This is a genomic window from Pseudomonas sp. DrBHI1 (assembly GCF_002205115.1).
GTDB classification, from domain to species: Bacteria; Pseudomonadota; Gammaproteobacteria; order Pseudomonadales; family Pseudomonadaceae; genus Aquipseudomonas; species Aquipseudomonas mosselii.
In genome coordinates, this window is record NZ_NIBE01000116.1 from 45,129 (window position 1) to 62,802 (window position 17,674).

Annotated in this window: 13 protein-coding genes; 9 read left to right on the forward strand and 4 right to left on the reverse strand. The window is 66.8% G+C overall.

The features are described from left to right. Window positions 1–121 precede the first annotated feature (121 nt). The 7 genes from CC207_RS21965 (at window position 122) to CC207_RS21995 (ending at window position 10,186) form a co-directional block, all read left to right on the forward strand. Window positions 122–1,285 (forward strand): efflux RND transporter periplasmic adaptor subunit, encoded by a 1,164-nt coding sequence (locus tag CC207_RS21965; RefSeq protein ID WP_088852757.1) that lies wholly within the window; start codon window positions 122–124, stop codon window positions 1,283–1,285. Then, on the forward strand, window positions 1,282–4,374 hold the full coding sequence (locus CC207_RS21970) for a multidrug efflux RND transporter permease subunit (protein ID WP_069016124.1): 3,093 nt from the start codon (window positions 1,282–1,284) through the stop codon (window positions 4,372–4,374). Before CC207_RS21965 ends, CC207_RS21970 begins: the two co-directional genes overlap by 4 nt. A gap of 9 nt (window positions 4,375–4,383) precedes the next feature. Beyond that, entirely contained in the window at window positions 4,384–5,055 is a 672-nt protein-coding gene (locus tag CC207_RS21975; RefSeq protein ID WP_088852758.1) for a heavy metal response regulator transcription factor, read from the forward strand. Window positions 5,056–5,178: 123 nt separating this feature from the next. Continuing rightward, window positions 5,179–6,594, forward strand: coding sequence for a heavy metal sensor histidine kinase (locus CC207_RS21980; protein WP_028689813.1), 1,416 nt, complete (start codon window positions 5,179–5,181; stop codon window positions 6,592–6,594). A 130-nt stretch (window positions 6,595–6,724) separates the two neighbouring features. Continuing rightward, a complete protein-coding gene (locus tag CC207_RS21985) occupies window positions 6,725–6,949 on the forward strand; it encodes a hypothetical protein (protein ID WP_023631633.1) in 225 nt (74 codons plus the stop codon). A gap of 205 nt (window positions 6,950–7,154) precedes the next feature. Then, window positions 7,155–8,465 (forward strand): OprD family porin, encoded by a 1,311-nt coding sequence (locus tag CC207_RS21990; protein ID WP_028689814.1) that lies wholly within the window; start codon window positions 7,155–7,157, stop codon window positions 8,463–8,465. 224 nt (window positions 8,466–8,689) lie between these two features. Next, complete coding sequence (locus CC207_RS21995) at window positions 8,690–10,186, forward strand: sensor domain-containing diguanylate cyclase (RefSeq protein WP_069016181.1); 1,497 nt, start codon at window positions 8,690–8,692, stop codon at window positions 10,184–10,186. A 130-nt stretch (window positions 10,187–10,316) separates the two neighbouring features. Here CC207_RS21995 and CC207_RS22000 read toward each other — a convergent pair whose 3' ends face one another. Further along, the gene (locus CC207_RS22000) at window positions 10,317–10,793 is read right to left on the reverse strand and encodes a PA2169 family four-helix-bundle protein (RefSeq protein WP_028689816.1); all 477 of its coding nucleotides are present in this window, start codon (window positions 10,791–10,793) and stop codon (window positions 10,317–10,319) included. Window positions 10,794–10,997: 204 nt separating this feature from the next. Here CC207_RS22000 and CC207_RS22005 point away from each other — a divergent pair, with 204 nt between their 5' ends. Both CC207_RS22005 and lepB read left to right on the forward strand, forming a co-directional pair. Then, window positions 10,998–11,222: a DUF3820 family protein gene (locus CC207_RS22005; RefSeq protein WP_028689817.1), complete on the forward strand. Its 225-nt coding sequence runs from the start codon at window positions 10,998–11,000 to the stop codon at window positions 11,220–11,222. A gap of 66 nt (window positions 11,223–11,288) precedes the next feature. Next, entirely contained in the window at window positions 11,289–12,065 is a 777-nt protein-coding gene (gene lepB / locus CC207_RS22010) for a signal peptidase I (RefSeq protein WP_028689818.1), read from the forward strand. 82 nt (window positions 12,066–12,147) lie between these two features. Here lepB and CC207_RS22015 read toward each other — a convergent pair whose 3' ends face one another. The 3 genes from CC207_RS22015 to ptsP are packed head-to-tail and all read right to left on the reverse strand — an operon-like array spanning window position 12,148 to window position 17,665. Further along, complete coding sequence (locus CC207_RS22015; RefSeq protein ID WP_088852759.1) at window positions 12,148–13,869, reverse strand: PTS fructose-like transporter subunit IIB; 1,722 nt, start codon at window positions 13,867–13,869, stop codon at window positions 12,148–12,150. Further along, window positions 13,869–14,816 (reverse strand): 1-phosphofructokinase, encoded by a 948-nt coding sequence (gene pfkB, locus CC207_RS22020; RefSeq protein WP_069016126.1) that lies wholly within the window; start codon window positions 14,814–14,816, stop codon window positions 13,869–13,871. The genes CC207_RS22015 and pfkB overlap by 1 nt, the downstream gene beginning before the upstream one ends. Then, window positions 14,816–17,665 carry a phosphoenolpyruvate--protein phosphotransferase gene (ptsP, locus tag CC207_RS22025; RefSeq protein ID WP_088852760.1) on the reverse strand — a complete coding sequence of 950 codons (2,850 nt, stop codon included), beginning with the start codon at window positions 17,663–17,665 and terminating at the stop codon, window positions 14,816–14,818. Before ptsP ends, pfkB begins: the two co-directional genes overlap by 1 nt. Window positions 17,666–17,674: the final 9 nt, after the last annotated feature.

Consider the following 17,674-nt stretch of genomic DNA (forward strand, 5'->3'; position numbering starts at 1 on the left):
TCAACCCGCCGAAACTGACAGCCGTGACAGCCAGGCGTCACGCTGCCGACCCGCTCGGCGCGCTATAACCCTGCAATAGCCGAATCTTTTCCCCAGCCCCTTGGCCAAGGTGCCCGCCCCGATGCGACGTCCGTCCCGTTCCCTCGTTATCACTGGCCTGGCCCTCGTCCTGCTGGCCGCCGTCGGCACCTGGCAGGAGTTGCGCCAGCAAGCTCCAGCCAGCCGCGCCGCCAGCGCGATCCCGGTGCGGGTGGTCGCGGTGGCCCAGCAGGATGTACCGCGCGACCTCAGCGCCATCGGCTCGGTGCTGTCGCTGCACAGCGTCGAGGTCCGCCCCCAGGTCGAGGGCGTGCTGACCCAGGTGTTGGTCAAGGAAGGCCAATGGGTCAGCCAGGGCGACGTGCTGGCCACCCTCGACGACCGGGCAATCCGCGCGAACCTGGATCAGGCCCGCGCCCAGCTCGGCCAGACCCAGGCGCAGTTGCAGGTCGGCAACGTCAACCTCAAGCGCTACCAGCTGCTGAGCACCGACGACGGCGTGTCGAAGCAGACCCTCGATCAGCAGCAAGCCCTGGTGAACCAGTTGCAGGCGACCCTCAAGGGCAACCAGGCGGCCATCGACAATGCCGCGGTACAGCTCAGCTATACGCAGATCCGCTCGCCGGTCACCGGCCGCGTCGGCATCCGCAACGTCGACCCCGGCAACCTGGTGCGCACCAGCGACACCCAGAGCCTGTTCAGCGTCACCCAGATCGATCCGATCGCCGTGGAGTTCGCACTGCCTCAGCAGCAGCTCCCGGTCCTGCAGGGCTTGCTGAAATCACCTACCCCCGCCGAGGTCGAGGCGTACATGGACGCCGACGGTGAACGCAGCCTGCTCGCCAGGGGCCACCTGATGCTGATCGACAATCAGGTCTCGGCCACCACCGGCACGGTGCGGGTAAAAGCCGAGTTCGACAACAAGGACGGCCGCCTGTGGCCCGGCCAACTGGTCACGGTACGCCTGCGTACGGCAGTGGACGAGGACGCCCTGGTGGTGCCGCCGCCGGTGGTGCAGCGCAGCATCGACGGCCACTTCGTCTATCGCCTGGACGGCGACAAGGTCAGCGCCGTGCCGGTCAAGGTGGTGTACCAGGACAGCACGCTGAACGTCATCGCCGGGGTCAAGGCCGGCGACCGCCTGGTGCTGGACGGCCAGTCGCGGCTCAAACCCGGCAGCACCGTCGAGGTCACGCCCGACGCCCCCGCCCCGGCGGAGATGGCCGACCGCAGGAGCCAGCCATGAACACCCGCAACGGCGTCTCGGCCTGGTGCATCGACCACCCCATCGCCACCCTGCTGCTGACCTTCGCCCTGGTGCTGCTGGGCGCCATCGCCTTCCCGCGCCTGCCGGTGGCGCCCCTGCCCGAGGCCGACTTCCCGACCATCCAGGTCACCGCCCAGCTGCCCGGCGCCAGCCCGGAAACCATGGCCTCGTCGGTGGCGACGCCCCTGGAGGTGCAGTTCAGCGCCATCCCCGGCATGACCCAGATGACCAGCAGCAGCGCCCTGGGCTCGACCAACCTGATCCTGCAGTTCACCCTCGACAAGAACATCGACACCGCCGCCCAGGAAGTCCAGGCGGCGATCAACACCGCCACCGCGCGCCTGCCCCAGGACATGCCCAGCCCGCCGACCTGGCGCAAGGTCAACCCGGCCGACAGCCCGGTGCTGATCCTCACCGTCAGCTCGACGCAGATGCCCGGCAACCAACTGAGCGACTACGCCGAGACCCTGCTGGCCCGCCAGCTCAGCCAGATCGACGGGGTCGGCCTGATCAACATCACCGGCCAGCTGCGCCCGGCCATCCGTGTGCAGGCCCAGCCCGAGAAGCTCGCCGCCATCGGCCTGACCCTGGCCGACATCCGCCTGGCCATCCAGCAGACCAGCCTCAACCTGGCCAAGGGCGCGTTGTACGGCGAGCACAGCGTGTCGACCCTTGCCGCCAACGACCAGCTGTTCCATCCCGAGGACTACGCCAGGCTGATCGTCAGCTACCGCAACGGCGCGCCGGTGCACCTGGCCGATGTGGCCAAGGTGATCGATGGCGCCGAGAACGCCTATGTGAAGGCCTGGTCCGGCGACCGGCCGGGGCTCAACCTGGTGATCTTCCGCCAGCCCGGCGCCAACATCGTCGACACCGTGGACCGGGTGCTCGACGCCCTGCCGCGCTTGCAGGAGATGCTGCCGGCGGCGGTCGATGTCTCGGTGCTGCAGGACCGTACCCAGACCATCCGCGCCTCGCTGCATGAGGTGGAGCTGACCCTGATGATCGCCGTGGCCCTGGTGATCGGGGTGATGGCGCTGTTCCTGCGCCAGTGGTCGGCGACCTTCATCGTCTCCAGCGTGCTCGGCGTGTCGCTGATCGCCAGTTGCGCGCTGATGTACGTGTTCGGTTTCAGCCTCAACAACCTCACCCTGGTGGCCATCGTCATCGCCGTGGGCTTCGTGGTGGATGACGCCATCGTCGTGGTGGAGAACATCCACCGCCACCTGGAGGCCGGCGACGACAGCCGCACCGCCGCGCTCAAGGGCGCCGGCGAGATCGGCTTCACCGTGGTGTCGATCAGCTTCTCGCTGATCGCCGCGTTCATTCCGCTGCTGTTCATGGGCGGCGTGGTCGGCCGGCTGTTCAAGGAGTTCGCCCTGACCGCCACCGCGACCATCCTGATCTCGGTGGTGGTCTCGCTGACCCTGGCACCGACCCTGGCCGCGCTGTGCATGCGCCGCCCGCCCGACGAGCAGCACGGCGGCCTCGGCCAGCGCCTGGTGCGCTGGTACGAAAAGGGCCTGGACCGGGCCCTGGCGCACCGGCGCGTCACCCTCGGCGTGTTCGGCCTGACCCTGGCGCTGGCGGTGGCCGGCTACGTGGCCATCCCCAAGGGCTTCTTCCCATTGCAGGACACCGGCTTCATCCTCGGCACCACCGAGGCGGCGGCGGATGTCTCCTACCCGGCGATGATCGCGAAACACCAGGCCCTGGCGAAGATCATCGAGGCCGACCCTGCGGTGCGCGCCTTCTCTCACTCGGTCGGCGTCACCGGCAGCAACCAGACCATCGCCAACGGCCGCTTCTGGATCTCCCTCAAGCCCCGTGGCGAACGCGACGTCTCGGCCAGTGAGTGGATCGACCGCATGCGCCCGAAACTGATGCAGATCCCCGGCATCGTCCTGTACCTGCGCGCCGGGCAGGACATCAACCTCAGCTCCGGTCCCTCGCGCACCCAGTACCAGTACGTGCTCAAGAGCAACGACGGCGTGGCGCTGAACCTGTGGACCCAGCGCCTGACCGAGCGCCTGCGCGAAAACCCGGCGTTTCGCGACCTGTCCAACGACCTGCAGCTGGGCGCCAGCGTCACCCGCATCGACATCGACCGCCAGGCCGCGGCGCGCTTCGGCCTGACCACCACCGACGTCGACCAGGCGCTGTACGACGCCTTCGGCCAGCGACAAATCAGCGAGTTCCAGACCGAGACCAACCAGTACAAGGTGATCCTCGAGCTGGACGCCCGCCAGCGTGGCAAGGCCGAAAGCCTCAACTACTTCTACCTGCGCTCGCCGCTGTCCGGCGAGATGGTGCCGCTGTCGGCCCTGGCCCATGTCGCGCCGCCCAGCACCGGCCCCCTGTCGATCAGCCACGACGGCCTGTTCCCAGCGGCCAACCTGTCGTTCAACCTGGCTCCCGGCGTGGCCCTGGGCGATGCGGTGCAGATCCTCGAACGCACCCAGCGCGAGCTGGGCATGCCCGACTCCATCGCCGGCAACTTCCAGGGCGCGGCCCAGGCGTTCCAGAGCTCGCTGTCCAGCCAGCCATACCTGATCCTCGCCGCGCTGGTGGCGGTGTACATCATCCTCGGCGTGCTCTACGAGAGCTTCGTGCACCCGCTGACCATCATCTCCACCTTGCCCTCGGCGGGCCTGGGCGCGCTGATCCTGCTGTGGCTGATGGGCCAGGACTTCACCATCATGGGCCTGATCGGCGTGGTGCTGTTGATCGGCATCGTCAAGAAGAACGGCATCCTGCTCATCGACTTCGCCCTCGACGCCCAGCGCCACCAGGGCATGACGCCCGAGCAGGCGATTCGCCAGGCATGCCTGGTGCGCTTCCGTCCGATCATCATGACCACCCTGGCCGCGCTGCTCGGCGCGGTGCCGCTGATGTTCGGCTTCGGCACCGGCGCCGAACTGCGCCAGCCGCTGGGCATCGCCGTGGTCGGCGGCCTGCTGGTAAGCCAGGCGCTGACGCTGTTCACCACCCCGGTCATATACTTGGCCCTGGAGCGCCTGTTCCACCGCCGCCGGGCCGCTGCCGCCCCCGCGCCGACCGCCAGTTGAGACAAGACCATGCGTGTGCTGATCATCGAAGACGAAGAGAAAACCGCCGACTACCTGCATCGCGGCCTCACCGAGCAGGGCTTCACCGTCGACCTGGCCCGCGACGGCATCGACGGCCTGCACCTGGCCTTGGAAGGCGACTACGCGGTGATCGTGCTCGACGTAATGCTGCCGGGCCTGGATGGCTACGGCGTGCTGCGCGCACTGCGGGCGCGCAAGCAGACGCCGGTGATCATGCTCACCGCCCGTGAGCGGGTCGAGGACCGTATTCATGGCCTGCGCGAAGGCGCCGACGACTACCTGGGCAAGCCGTTCTCGTTCCTTGAACTGGTCGCCCGCCTGCAGGCGCTGACCCGACGCAGCGCCATTCATGAGCCCTTGCAGATCCAGGTGGCGGACCTGAGGATCGACCTGATGGCACGCAAGGCCACCCGCGCGGGGGCGCGTCTGGATCTCACCGCCAAGGAGTTTTCGCTGCTCAGCGTGCTGGCCCGGCGCCAGGGTGAGATCCTGTCCAAGACCGCCATCGCCGAGCTGGTCTGGGACATCAATTTCGACAGCGACGCCAATGTCGTCGAGGTGGCCATCAAGCGCCTGCGCGCCAAGCTCGACGGGCCGTTCGACAACAAGCTGCTGCATACCATTCGAGGCATGGGTTATGTCCTGGAGCACCGTGGGTAGCCCGGGGGGCGCTGCGCGCCCCACTCGCGACGCAAGGCCGCTCCCACAGCGGCTCGCGTCTCCCTGTAGGAGCGGCCTTGCGTCGCGAAAGGGCTGCGCAGCAGCCCCCAGTGAGATTTGTCCATGACCCTTTTCCGAAGCAAACCCGGCAACTCCATCGCCCTGCGCCTCTCGGCGCTGTTCACCCTGGTAGCCCTGGCCGTGTTCGTGCTGATCGGCAGCGCCCTGTACCGCCAGGTCGACCGCAGCCTCGACCTGCTGCCGGCCGCCGAACTGGACGCGCGCTTCAGCGTGCTCGAATCCACCCTCAACCGCTACGGCACCCCCGAGCACTGGGCCAAGATCAACAACAAGCTCAACCTGCTCAGCGAGGAAGACCGGCGCATCCGCTTCTGGGTGGTGAGCAGCAACCCGGCCTTCGAGTACGGCCGTCCCACCGAGCAGGTGCGCGGCTTCGCCGAGGGCGCGCCGGGCATGCGTGACCTGCGCCTGAGCGACAGCCCCTACCCGTACAAGGTGCTGGTCAGCGAACTGCCGGCGCTGGGTGAGCGCCCGCCGCTGCGCTTTCTGATCGGCATCGACACCGAGACCTTCTGGCAGGCCCAGCACAGCCTGCTGGTGGCCATCGTCGGCCTGGCCGCCCTCGGCGTGCTGCTGGCCTCGCTGCTCGGCTACTGGGTCGCGCGCATCGGCCTCAGGCCCCTGCTGGCGCTGTCGGACGAAGCCCAGGCCCTGGCCCCGCCGCGCCTGGACGACCGCCTGCAGACCCGCGACCTGCCGCCGGAGCTGGCGCAGTTCGCCGGCGCCTTCAACGCCGCCCTCGACCGGGTCAGCCAGGCCTATTCGCAACTCGAGGCCTTCAACGCCGACGTCGCCCACGAACTGCGCTCGCCGCTGACCAACCTGATCGGCCAGACCCAGGTCGCCCTGACCCGCGGGCGCAGCGCCGAGCACTACTTCGAGGTGCTGCAATCGAACCTCGAAGAGCTGGAGCGGCTGCGCAGCATCATCAACGACATGCTGTTCCTGGCCAGCGCCGACCAGGGCAGCAAGGCCACCTCGCTGACCAGCGCCTCGCTGGCCGAGGAAGTGGCCACCACCCTCGACTACCTCGACTACATCCTCGAGGACGCCCAGGTCAGCGTCAGCGTCAGCGGCGACGCCCAAGCCTGTTTCGAAAAGGCCCAGCTGCGCCGGGCGCTGATCAACTTGCTCAACAACGCCGTCCAGCACACCGCGCCGCACCAGGTGATCCAGGTGCGCATCGAGGCGGGCGAGGAACAGGTCAGCATCGCGGTGAGCAACCCAGGGCCGGCGATTGCCGACGAGCACCTGCCGATGCTGTTCGAGCGCTTCTACCGAGTGGATGCAGCGCGTGCCAACAGCGGCGGCGGCAACCACGGACTGGGCCTGGCCATCGTCAAGGCGATCGCCCTGATGCACGGTGGCAGTGTTTTCGTGCACAGCCAAGCCGGCGCCAATACCTTCGGCATTAACCTGCCGAACGCTCAACTACGCGGGTTTGCGGTAAAAGTCTGAGTGTTTTTGCCGCTATCATTACTTTTTGCGCAACAGTGCTTATCTGAACAGCCTCTGTTTCCCCGCTGTTTACAGGACTAACTTTAGCCCTGTCTCCATTAGCACTTGCCACGCAAGAAGGTTGCATCAAATGTCCAACAGTATGGGTATTGCCAGCGTGTTCGTCCTGTCTTCCCTGTTGTTGTCGCCCCTGGCCATGGCCGAAGAATCCCCGGCCTTCGTTGCCCGTAACGCCGAACTCGCCGCAGTTCACCAGGAGGCGCGTGACGCTTACGCCGCACAGCAGTCCGCTGCGGCAAAAGACGCACAGCAGACAGCCTCCAAGGTATCTGTCGATACCGATGCCGATAGTTGACCGGCCACGTCAACTGTTTCCAGTTTTCCCTGGGCTACACCATGGGCACTGCCTGTGACGATATGTTAGCCTTTCAAAGCCGCTGCCTTTCAGCGGCTTTTTTTATGCGTCGAAAATATCAGCCTGGCTGTTACGTCTCTAATAAGAACTTGCAGACACGACAATAAAAAACTGCCCCATCGCTTGACCAAAGGAGTGTGTACCGGTGTCTTTTGCGTTTCGTTTCACCCCGTTGTTCGTTGCATTGGCCGCAACGATGCCCATGGCCGCACAGGCCGATGAAGACAAGGCTGATGGCTTCATCGAGGGTTCCACGCTGAACCTGCATTTCAGAAATGCCTACTTCAACCGCAACGAGAAGAATGCCTCGATCAAGGACAAGCGCGAGTGGGGCCAAGGTGCCGTCGCCCGCTTCGAGTCCGGCTACACGCCCGGCGTGATCGGTTTCGGCCTCGACGCCCACGCCATGGTCGGCCTGAAGCTGGACGGCGGCGGCGGCCGCGCCGGCACCTCGATCCTGCCGAGCGCGCCGGAAGACAAGGCACGCCATGCCTTCTCCACCGCTGGCGGCGCGATCAAGCTCAAGGGCTTCGATACCGAGTTCAAGGCCGGTGACCTGTTCCTCACCAACCCGGTGATCGCCGGTGGCGAAAGCCGCATGCTGCCGCAGACCTTCCGCGGCGTCGCCGTGACCAACCGCAGCATCGACGGGCTGATGCTCGAAGGCGGCAAGGTCAGCTTCACCAAGCCGTACAACCAGAGCGGCCACCGCCGCATCAACACCTACTACAGCAACCAGACGCCCGAGCAGGACAGCCAGAACCTGAGCTGGGCCGGTGCGTCCTGGAGCGGCACCGAAGGCGTCACCGCCAACGTCTACGCCGCCGAGCTGAAGGACATCTGGAACCAGTACTACGCCGACTTCGACTACACCTACGCGGTCAACGACCTGGTCAGCCTGAACCCTGGCGTGCACTTCTATCACACCCAGGACACCGGCCAGTCAAAGCTGGGCGACATCGACAACAACACCTGGAGCGTGCACTTCACCGTCGCCGCCGGGTACCACAGCGTCACCGCCGCCTACCAGCGGGTCAACGGCGACACGCCGTTCGACTACATCAACCTGGGCGACAGCATCTTCCTCGACAACTCGCGCATGTACTCGGACTTCAACGCACCGAACGAGCGCTCGTGGAAGCTGCAGTACGACTATGACTTCGCCGGCCTCGGCATGCCGGGCCTGAGCACCTCGCTGTCGTACTCGCGCGGCAAGGCCGACCTGACCAAAGCCAGCCAGGACACCCAGTACTACGCTTTCTATAACGCCGACGGCGAGAATGCCCGGCACTGGGAGCGTGACTTCGACGTGAAGTACGTATTCCAGCAAGGCCAGCTGAAGGACCTGTCGGTGCTGCTGCGCTATGCCACGCACCGGGCCAACGCGGCGTACTCGAACATCCAGGACAACAACGAATTCCGCGTGATCGTGGATTATCCGTTGAACGTGTTCTGATCTGAAACCGATCGCGGGGCAAGCCCGCTCCCACGACCATGACCTGGCCTTGGCCTTGGCGAATGGTGGGAGCGGGCTTGCCCCGCGATGGGCCTACTGAATCATTTCCGTCGGCCAAATCAGCTTTGATCTTGTCCGACAATCCCGCGTTGCCTAAAATACTGCCGCCGCTTTCCGGCCCACTCCCCATGGATCCCGGGGCTTATGCAGTTGCGAGCATGACGTTGCCCACCCGATCACCACGATCCGCCCTGTACAAGTCACACCCCGAGCTGGTCCTCAACCTGGGCAGCTGCCTTGCCGTGCTCGCCATCGTGGCCATCGTCAGCTACCTGCTGGCCCGCGAGCGCGACAGCGTCGAGCAGTCGGCGATGCGCTCGTCGAGCAACATCGTGCAACTGATCGAAAGCGACATCCTGCGCAACGTCGAACTCTACGACCAGTCGCTCAAGGGCCTGATCTGGGCCGTGCAGCACCCCGAGCTGCTCAACGTGCCCGCCAAGCTGCGCCAGCAGATCCTCTTCAACCAGGCCTTCTCAGCCCCGGTGCGCGGCGACATCCTCTGGCTCGATGCCAAGGGCGACGTGCTTGGCGACTCCACCAGCGTGGTGCCGCGCCAAGCCAACTTCGCCGACACCGTGCCCTTCCAAGCCCACCGCGACCGCCCGGGCCTGGGCCTGCTGATCAGCCCACCGTTCAAGGCGCGGCTGGGCAACCTGGACTGGTGCATCAGCTTCAGCCGGCGCATCTCCGGCGCCAACGGCGAGTTCCAGGGCCTGGCCGCCGGGGCCCTGCGCCTGTCTTACTTCAACGAATTGTTCCAGCGCCTGGACATCGGCGTGGACAGCAGCATCAACCTGCTCAACACCGACGGCCAGCTGCTGGCGCGCCAGCCGACCCGGCCGCAGGATCCGTTGATCGGCACCAGCTTCAGCGAGCGCCCCAACTTCAAGCGCATCCTCGAGGAGCGCAGCGGCAGCTTCACCGCCCACTCAACGGTCTATGAAGGCCTGCGTATCTACACCTTCGCCCGGGTCGCCGACCTGCCGCTGATCGTGCTGGTGGCGCACTCGGCCGACGAGGTGTTCCAGTCGTGGCGGCGCACCGCGATCGTGGTCAGCGTAGCCACCGGCGTGCTGTGCATCGGCATCCTCTGGCTGACCCTGCTGCTGGGTCGTGAACTGCGCCGTCGCCACGATGCCGAGCAAGGCCTGGCCACCCTCGCCGCCACCGACAGCCTCACGGGCCTTGCCAACCGCCGCCGCCTGGATCAGGTGCTGCGTCAGGAGTGGGCGCGGGCGCAGCGAAACCGCAAACCACTGGCGGTGCTGATGGTGGATGTGGATCACTTCAAGGCATTTAACCAACGCCACGGCCATGCGGGCGGCGACCATGTGCTGCGCGAGGTGGCCACGACCCTGGAGCTGTGCATCCGGCGCCCGGCGGACATGGCGGCGCGCTATGGCGGTGAGGAATTCCAGGTGGTGTTGCCGGAGACTAACCTGGCGGGTGCGCGGCTGCTGGCCGAGCGCATTCGCGCCAGCGTAGAGGCGATGCCGCCGTTCGGCGATGATGAGCGATCAGTGACGGTCAGCGTAGGAATCGGCTTGTATGTACCGGGCACCGCGCAGGATCTGTCGGCACTGCTGGCCGATGCGGATGAGGCGTTGTACCGCGCCAAGGCCAATGGCCGTAATCGGGTGGAAGGGCCTGAGGCTTGAGGCGCTGGGGCCGCTATGCGGCCTTTCGCCGGCAAGCCGGCTCCCACAACGACCACATCAAAATGCAGCCATGTGCCATCTCTTGAGAACCGGCTTGCCAGCGAGAGGGCTGCAGAGCAGCCCCTCAAACTCAAGACTGAGCGCGAGCTGCGTTACGCAGAGCCTTCACCTGGTCATGATTGCGCTGCACACCCTGCAGTTGCTTCTCCACCAGTGCATAGCTCTGGTCATTGACCGAGCGCCCCAACTTGACCAGCTTCTCACGGGCCTCTTTGTAGGCCTTGAGCGCATGGTCTTCACCGCGCTCCACCTCGTTTAGCACCGCCTCTTCATCCTTGCCGGTGACCATTGACTTGAGGTTGACCCAGCCACGGTGCAGGTCGCCGCTGATGCTGGTGCTGGTCTCTGGATCGCCACCCAGCCGGCGCACTTCGCTCTGCAGCTCGGCCGCAGCACTGGCGCACTCGCTGGCGCGCTGTACGAAGAAGGCTTTGAGTTGGGGATTCTTCACATCCTCGGCAGAGGTCTTGAAGCCTTTCTCACCATCCTTGCTGTACTCGATCAGGTCGTTGAGTACGTCAATCGTGTCTTTGTTGGGATTGCTCATGGCAACAAACTCCTTGGCAGGTGATAGTCACCTTTACCGGAGCAGACTTCGTGCCAGGCTAATGAATAGAAAAATAACTATAAAAATCAACAAGTTAAACCAAACAATCAAAAACCTGAAAACGGCGTTCTGCATGATCGCCGCTTGGGTCGTCGTGCAGTTTGCAGTATGGTCCGCGCTCAACCCGCCACAGGCCGATGCTCGATGAAACCTGAAACCCTGCAACTGCTGGTCACCCGCACCATGCCCTTCGGCAAGTACCAGGGCCGTATCATCGCTGACCTGCCGGGCGACTACCTGGCGTGGTTCGCCCGCAAGGGCTTCCCGCCCGGGGAGCTGGGCGGGTTGCTGGCGTTGATGCATGAGATCGACCACAACGGGTTGGGTGATCTGCTGAAACCGTTGCGGGCAAAGGCATCGCGACGCTGACTCATCAAGAACGCTCGACACCTGCCGAAATAAACAGACCACGTTTTCAAGGACGAATCACCTTTCATGCCATCTCGCCAATCCGCTTCTTCGGCTTTTGTCATTTCCCTGCTGGTTTCTGGCTGGGGGCTTTTCTATGTTGGACGACGCCGTTGGGCACTGATGCTGCTGGGGCTGATTCTTGCTGACTTCTTCCTGATCGGTCTGTTCGCCACGCCCAGAGCGTTGATCGTCGGCCTGTCCATCGTGCTGGCTCTCAAGTTCGGTTCGGCGTGTCTTGCGGCCTGGATCGCCCTGCGCGGTCAAGCGGGGAGCGAACCCCCTGGCGCACAACTGGTGGCCTACGCCGCAACAGTGGTGGCCATGGCCGCGGTGTTGGTGGCACTGCGCGCACCACTGTTCGGGTACCAGCTCGACCAGGTTCCTTCAGGTTCGATGGAGCCAACGCTGCAGATAGGCGACCACATCATCAGTGACCATCGTTTCAGCGAAGCCCTCAAGGTCGGCGATATCGTGCTGTACCGTCAAGGCACTAGCGAGGCCTTCAAGCGTGTGGCCGGAGTGGCCGGAGACCGGCTGGAAATCGTCGGGGGCGAGTTGATCGTCAATGACCGCAACCTGGGGTTGTTCCATGCGCCGCAGGACATGGTGCGCCGCCCAGAATCACTGAGCCTGGCACCCGTGACGGTCGAACCTGGCCACGTCTACCTGCTCGGCGACCGTCGCGACAACAGCAACGACAGCCGCTACATCGGCCAGGTCGCGGTAGCTGACGTGACCGCGAAAATCACCGGTATCTGGTACTCGAAGCATCGCCAGCGGATCGGCATGACGTTCGAATGACCCTCGCGGGGCTAGCCCGCTCCCACATCACATGTACCATCAGGCATGGGAGCAGGCTTGCCGCGCGAAGGGCCCTGCCGGCCTACCCCTTGGCCGGCGCCACCACCATCTCCACCTGTTCGCTCTTCTTGATCACGGCATACACCACCGCCGTCAGCAGGCTGCCGGCCACGATCGCCAGCAGGTAAAGCAGCGCATGGTTGATCGCGTTGGGGATCAGCAGCACGAACAGGCCGCCATGGGGCGCCATCAGCTTGCAGCCGAAGTACATCGACAAGGCCCCGGTCAGCGCGCCACCGGCGATGCTCGCCGGGATCACCCGCAACGGATCCTTGGCGGCGAACGGAATCGCCCCTTCAGAGATAAAACACAGCCCCAGCGCCAGCGCGGCCTTGCCGGCCTCGCGCTCGCTCTGGGCAAATTTGCGCCGGGCCAGAAAGGTGGCAATGCCCAGGCCGATCGGCGGCACCATGCCGGCGGCCATGGTCGCGGCCATTGGCGCATAGCTCGACGACGCCAGCAGCCCTACCGAGAACGCATAGGCAGCCTTGTTGATCGGTCCGCCCAGGTCTACACACATCATGCCGCCGAGCAGCAGCCCGAGCAGAATTGCGTTGGTGGTGCCCATGCTGTCGAGAAAATGGGTCAGCCCTTCAAGCATGGCGGCCACGGGCTGGCCGACCACGTAGATCATCACCAGGCCGGTGAACAGGCTGGCCAGCAGCGGGATGATGAGGATCGGCTTTAGCGCGTCGAGGCTGCTGGGCAGGCGCACCCAGCGGGCGATGGCCTTGGCGCTGTAGCCGGCCAGGAAGCCGGCGACGATGCCGCCGATGAACCCCGCCCCCAGCGTGCTCGCCAGCAGGCCGCCGATCATCCCGGGCGCCAGGCCCGGGCGGTCGGCGATGGACCAGGCGATGTAGCCGGCGAGCAGCGGCACCATCAGCTTGAACGCCGCCTCGCCGCCGATCTGCATCAGCGCGGCGGGCAACGTACCGGGCTCCTTGTAGGCCTCGATACCGAACACGAACGACAGCGCGATCAGCAGGCCGCCGGCCACCACCATCGGCAGCATGAACGACACCCCGGTCAGCAGGTGCTTGTAGACGCCAGTCTTCTCGGCCTGCTGCACCGCGCCAGGCGCCCCCCCCGCAGCCTCTACCTTGCCCTCGGCCAGCGCCTTGTCCAGCGTGGCGCGGGCCTGCTTGAGGGCAATGCCGGTACCGCAGCGGTAGATGCGCTTGCCGGCGAAACGCGCAGCCGGCACCTCGATATCGGCGGCCAGCAGCACCACGTCGGCCTCGGCGATGGCCTCGGCCGGCAGCGGGTTACGCGCGCCAACCGAGCCCTGGGTCTCCACGGTGAGCTGGTAGCCCATGGTCTGCGCCGCCTGTTGCAGCGCTTCGGCGGCCATGAAGGTATGGGCCACGCCGGTCGGGCAGGCGGTCACCGCGACGATTTTCGGCGCGCTGCCCAGTGGAGCCGGTGTCGCCTCGTGCACCCGAGCCTCGGCGGCGGCTTGGTCAAGAAACCCCTCGCGGTCCGCCAGTGCCTGGGCCGGCGTGCTCTGGTACACGCGCTTGCCCGCGAAGCGCGCCAGGTCCAGCGCCCCGGTGCTGACCACCAGCACCCAGTCGGCCTGTGCAATCTGCGCCATGGTCAGGCGGCGCTCGGGGTGCTCGGCATCCTGCACCTCGACACTGGTGCTCCAGCCCCGACGCTGGGCCGCGGCGGCCAGCAGGCGGGCGCTGAGCACGCTGGACACCTGCCCGTTGGGGCAGGCAGTGACAATGGCAATGTTCATCAGCAACCCTCTTCTTGTTGTTCTACCAGGTGCACGGCGGCCTCCAGGCGGGCCAGTTGCTCGCGATCCTGGATGCCGAAGCCGACCTGGGTGACCGCCTGGGCGGCGATGGCGGTGGCACGGCGCAAGGTGGCGGCGGGCGCCTCGGCCTGGAGCAGGCCATGGACCATGCCGGCGACCAGCGAATCACCGGCGCCGACGGTGCTGGCGATGTGCACCTTCGACGGCTGCGCATGCAGCGCCAGGCCGGCGGCGAACCAGGTCACGCCCTGCTCGCCCTGGGACACCACCACATGCTCGACACCGCTGGCCAGCAAGCGCTGCGCAGCGGCGCGCCGGCCGGCCGGGTCAAGCACGGGCTGCCCAAGCACCTCGCCCAGCTCCTCGGTGTTGGGCTTGACCAGCCAGGGCGCGGCCTCAAGGCCGGCACGCAAGGCTTCGCCGCTGCTGTCCAGGGCCACCTTCAATCCCTGTGACTTGAGCATGAGCAGCAATTCGCGCAGCCATTCGGGGCTGACCCCCTGCGGCAGGCTACCGGCCACCACCACGGCGTCATGCCCCGGGGCCACCTCGGCCAGTCGGCGCAGCAAAGCGTCGCGGGCGGCCTCGTCGACCTGCGGCCCCGGCCCGTTGATATCGGTGACCTGGCCATCGGCCTCGACCAGCTTGATGTTGCTGCGGGTCTCGCCGGGCACGCGGACGAAGCAGTCGGCGAACCCACGCCAGGCAATCAGCGCCTCGAACGGCGCCAGGTTGTCGAGCCCGAGAAAACCGCCGACGGTCACGCTGTGGCCCAGGTCGGCCAGCACCTGGGCGACGTTAAGCCCCTTGCCGGCGGCATGGCTGTGCTGAGCCTGGCTGCGGTTGACCGCGCCGGGGCGCAGGCGCTCGAGGCTGATGGTGATATCCAGCGCCGGGTTGAGGGTAAGGGTGAGGATCTTGGCCATCAGTAACGCTCCACCAGCGCCCGGACTGCCTCGGCGCTGTCTTGTTGCAGGGCCTCGCGCGCCAGGGCGCGTGCCGTCGAAAGGTCGGCCTGGCGTACCAGAGCCTTGACTTCAGGGATGCTGCGGGCGGCGACGCTCAGCTCGTCCACCTCCAGGCCCAGCAGCACGGCGACGGCCTGCGGATCGGCCGCCAGTTCGCCGCACACGCCCACCCACTTGCCCTGGGCATGGGCGGCGCGCACGGTCATGTCGATCAGGTTGAGCACCGCGGGGTGCAGGCCGTCGGCCTGGGCCGAGAGGCTCGGGTGGCCACGGTCGATAGCCAGGGTGTACTGGGTCAGGTCGTTGGTGCCAATGCTGAAGAAGTCCACCTCGCGGGCCAACTGCGGCGCCAGCAGGGCGGCCGACGGTACCTCGACCATGATGCCCACCTGCAGGTCGGCCACTGGAACCTCCTGGCGCAGCCGCTCGACCATGGCCTTGGCGGCACGCCATTCATGGAGCTGACCGACCATGGGGAACATGATGCGCAGCGGGCGATTGTCCGCTGCGCGCAGCAGGGCCCGCAGCTGGTCTTCCATCACTTGCGGGCGTTGCAGGGTCAGGCGCACGCCGCGCACGCCGAGGAACGGGTTCTCTTCCGCCGCGATCGGCCAGTACGGCAAGGGCTTGTCGCCGCCCACATCAAGGGTGCGCACCACCAGCGGGCGCCCGCCCAGGCCGTCGAGCACCCGGCGGTACTCGGCCTCCTGGGTGGCCACATCGGGCAGTTGCGGGTGGGCCATGAAAATCAGCTCGGTGCGCAGCAGGCCGACGCCTTCGGCGCCCTGCTCGACGACTTTGCCGATGCCGCTGCTTTCGCCGATGTTGGCGAACACTTCGACGGCGTGGCCGTCGCGGGTCAGGGCCGGCTCATGGCGGTTGGCCCAGGCGATCTGCAAGCGCCGCTCGCGGGCATCGCGCTCGGCCAGCGCCCTTTGCAAGCGGGCCTCGGGCGGCGCGACCTCGACCTGCCCGCGCTGGCCATCGAGCAGCAGTGGCGTGCCGTTCTCCAGCAGCAGCACGGCCGCGCCGGCCCCGACTACCGCCGGGATGCCCAGCGCCCGGGCGACGATCGCGCTGTGGGCCGTGGCGCCGCCCTGGGCGGTGACGATGCCGGCGACCCGCGCCGGGTCCAGGCGCGCCACATCGGACGGGCCCACCTCGGCCATCACCAGCACGTAGGGCTGCTCGGGCTCGACCACCGTCTGCACGCCACACAACTGGGCCAGCACACGGCGACCGATATCGCGCAGGTCGGCGGCGCGCTCGGCCAGCAGGGCGTCGTGCAGCACCTCCTGCTGGCGGGCGGCGCTCTCGATCACCGCCATCCACGCGGCGGCGGCGCTCTCGCCCTGGGCCAGGCGCACCTCGACATCATCGGTCAGGGCCGGATCGGCCAGCATTTCCTGGTGGGTGATGAAGATTTCGCCGATGGCCTTGTCGCTGCGTTGCACCAGGGCCTGCAGGTCGGCGTGCACCTTGTCGATGGCCACTCGCAACCGGGCGCGTTCCTGGCCCGGCGACTCGCCGCGCAGCGGGTAGTCGATCTCGCGCTCGACGCACACATGGGCTGGGCCACTGGCAATGCCCGGCGCGGCCGCGACACCCTGCAGGGTGCTGCCGGGCGCCGGAGCCTGGAGGGTTTCGATGGGTGGCTGCTCCACAGCTGCCGTTTGCGGCAAGGGCTCGACCTCCTCGCCCAACCCCTGCTCGATGGCGGCCAGCAGCACCGGCAAGGCATCGGCGGCAACGCCAGGTTCGGCGATCAGTTCCAGCACCTGGCCACGGCGAGCGCCGAGGCTCAGCAGCTTGCTCAGGCTCTTCACCGAGACGGCGGGCTGGGCGCTATCATGCAGGCGGATGCGGATCTCGCCCTCGAAGCCCTTGGCCAACTGCGCCAGCGCCTTGGCCGGACGCGCATGCAGGCCATGGGCGTTGGCCAGCACCACCCGGGCGCTGGGCCAGTCGGCGGGCGCCTCGCCGCCGAGCACTTCGAGCACGGCGCGGCTGCTGGTGGCCTGGTAGAGCATCTGCCCACGGCCCTCGATCAGCACCTCGCACAAGCGCTCGAGCAAGGCCTGGTGGGCGGCGCCGAGGCTGGCCAGGCAGAACAGGCCATTGAGCGGCTGGTCGCGGTAGCGCAGTGGCTGCTGTGGAGTAACGAAGGCCAGGCCCGGTTGACGCACCTCGCGTTCACTGTGCAGCCACCACAGGCCTTCGCCCAGCGGCAGCGGCTCGGTCTGCTGCAGCACGGCGGCAAAGCCGCTGTCGGCACAGCCGCCGCGTTGCAACAGGCGGGCGCCGCGCCAGGCCAGCTCGTCGAAATCTTCCGCCGCCAGGTTGAGGCCGACCAGTTGGGCATCCAGCGCCAGCTCGCGCGGCGCGCCCTGCAGCAGTTTGAGCAGCGCCTCGGCGGAGCTGGCCCGGCGCAGCGCCTCGGCCAGGTCGGTTTCGCCCAAGGCACGGGTCAGCAACTGCAGCAGACGCAGGTGTTCATCGGAGCGGGCGGCGATGCCGATGGCCAGGTAGACGATCTGGCCGTCGCCCCAGTCCACGCCATCGGGGAACTGCAGCAGACGCACACCGGTGGCGTACACCAGCGCGCGGGTCTGCGGCGTGCCGTGGGGGATGGCGATACCCTGGCCGAGGAAGGTCGAGCCCTGCGCCTCCCTGGCCTGCAGCCCCGCCAGGTAGCCCTCGGCGACCAAGCCATCGGCAACCAGTCGATCGGCCAGCAACGCCAGTGCCTCGCCCTTGTCGGCGGCACGCTGGCCCATGGCAATCTGCTCCACGGCAAGCTCGAGCATGACCCTCTC

Coding starts and splice junctions, on each gene's coding strand:
- CC207_RS21965 (WP_088852757.1), top strand. CDS start 122: ATGCGACGTCCGTCCCGTTCCCTCGTTATCACTGGCCTGGCCCTCGTC.
- CC207_RS21970 (WP_069016124.1), top strand. CDS start 1,282: ATGAACACCCGCAACGGCGTCTCGGCCTGGTGCATCGACCACCCCATC.
- CC207_RS21975 (WP_088852758.1), top strand. CDS start 4,384: ATGCGTGTGCTGATCATCGAAGACGAAGAGAAAACCGCCGACTACCTG.
- CC207_RS21980 (WP_028689813.1), top strand. CDS start 5,179: ATGACCCTTTTCCGAAGCAAACCCGGCAACTCCATCGCCCTGCGCCTC.
- CC207_RS21985 (WP_023631633.1), top strand. CDS start 6,725: ATGTCCAACAGTATGGGTATTGCCAGCGTGTTCGTCCTGTCTTCCCTG.
- CC207_RS22000 (WP_028689816.1), bottom strand. CDS start 10,793: ATGAGCAATCCCAACAAAGACACGATTGACGTACTCAACGACCTGATC.
- CC207_RS22005 (WP_028689817.1), top strand. CDS start 10,998: ATGAAACCTGAAACCCTGCAACTGCTGGTCACCCGCACCATGCCCTTC.
- lepB (WP_028689818.1), top strand. CDS start 11,289: ATGCCATCTCGCCAATCCGCTTCTTCGGCTTTTGTCATTTCCCTGCTG.
- CC207_RS22015 (WP_088852759.1), bottom strand. CDS start 13,869: ATGAACATTGCCATTGTCACTGCCTGCCCCAACGGGCAGGTGTCCAGC.
- pfkB (WP_069016126.1), bottom strand. CDS start 14,816: ATGGCCAAGATCCTCACCCTTACCCTCAACCCGGCGCTGGATATCACC.
- ptsP (WP_088852760.1), bottom strand. CDS start 17,665: ATGCTCGAGCTTGCCGTGGAGCAGATTGCCATGGGCCAGCGTGCCGCC.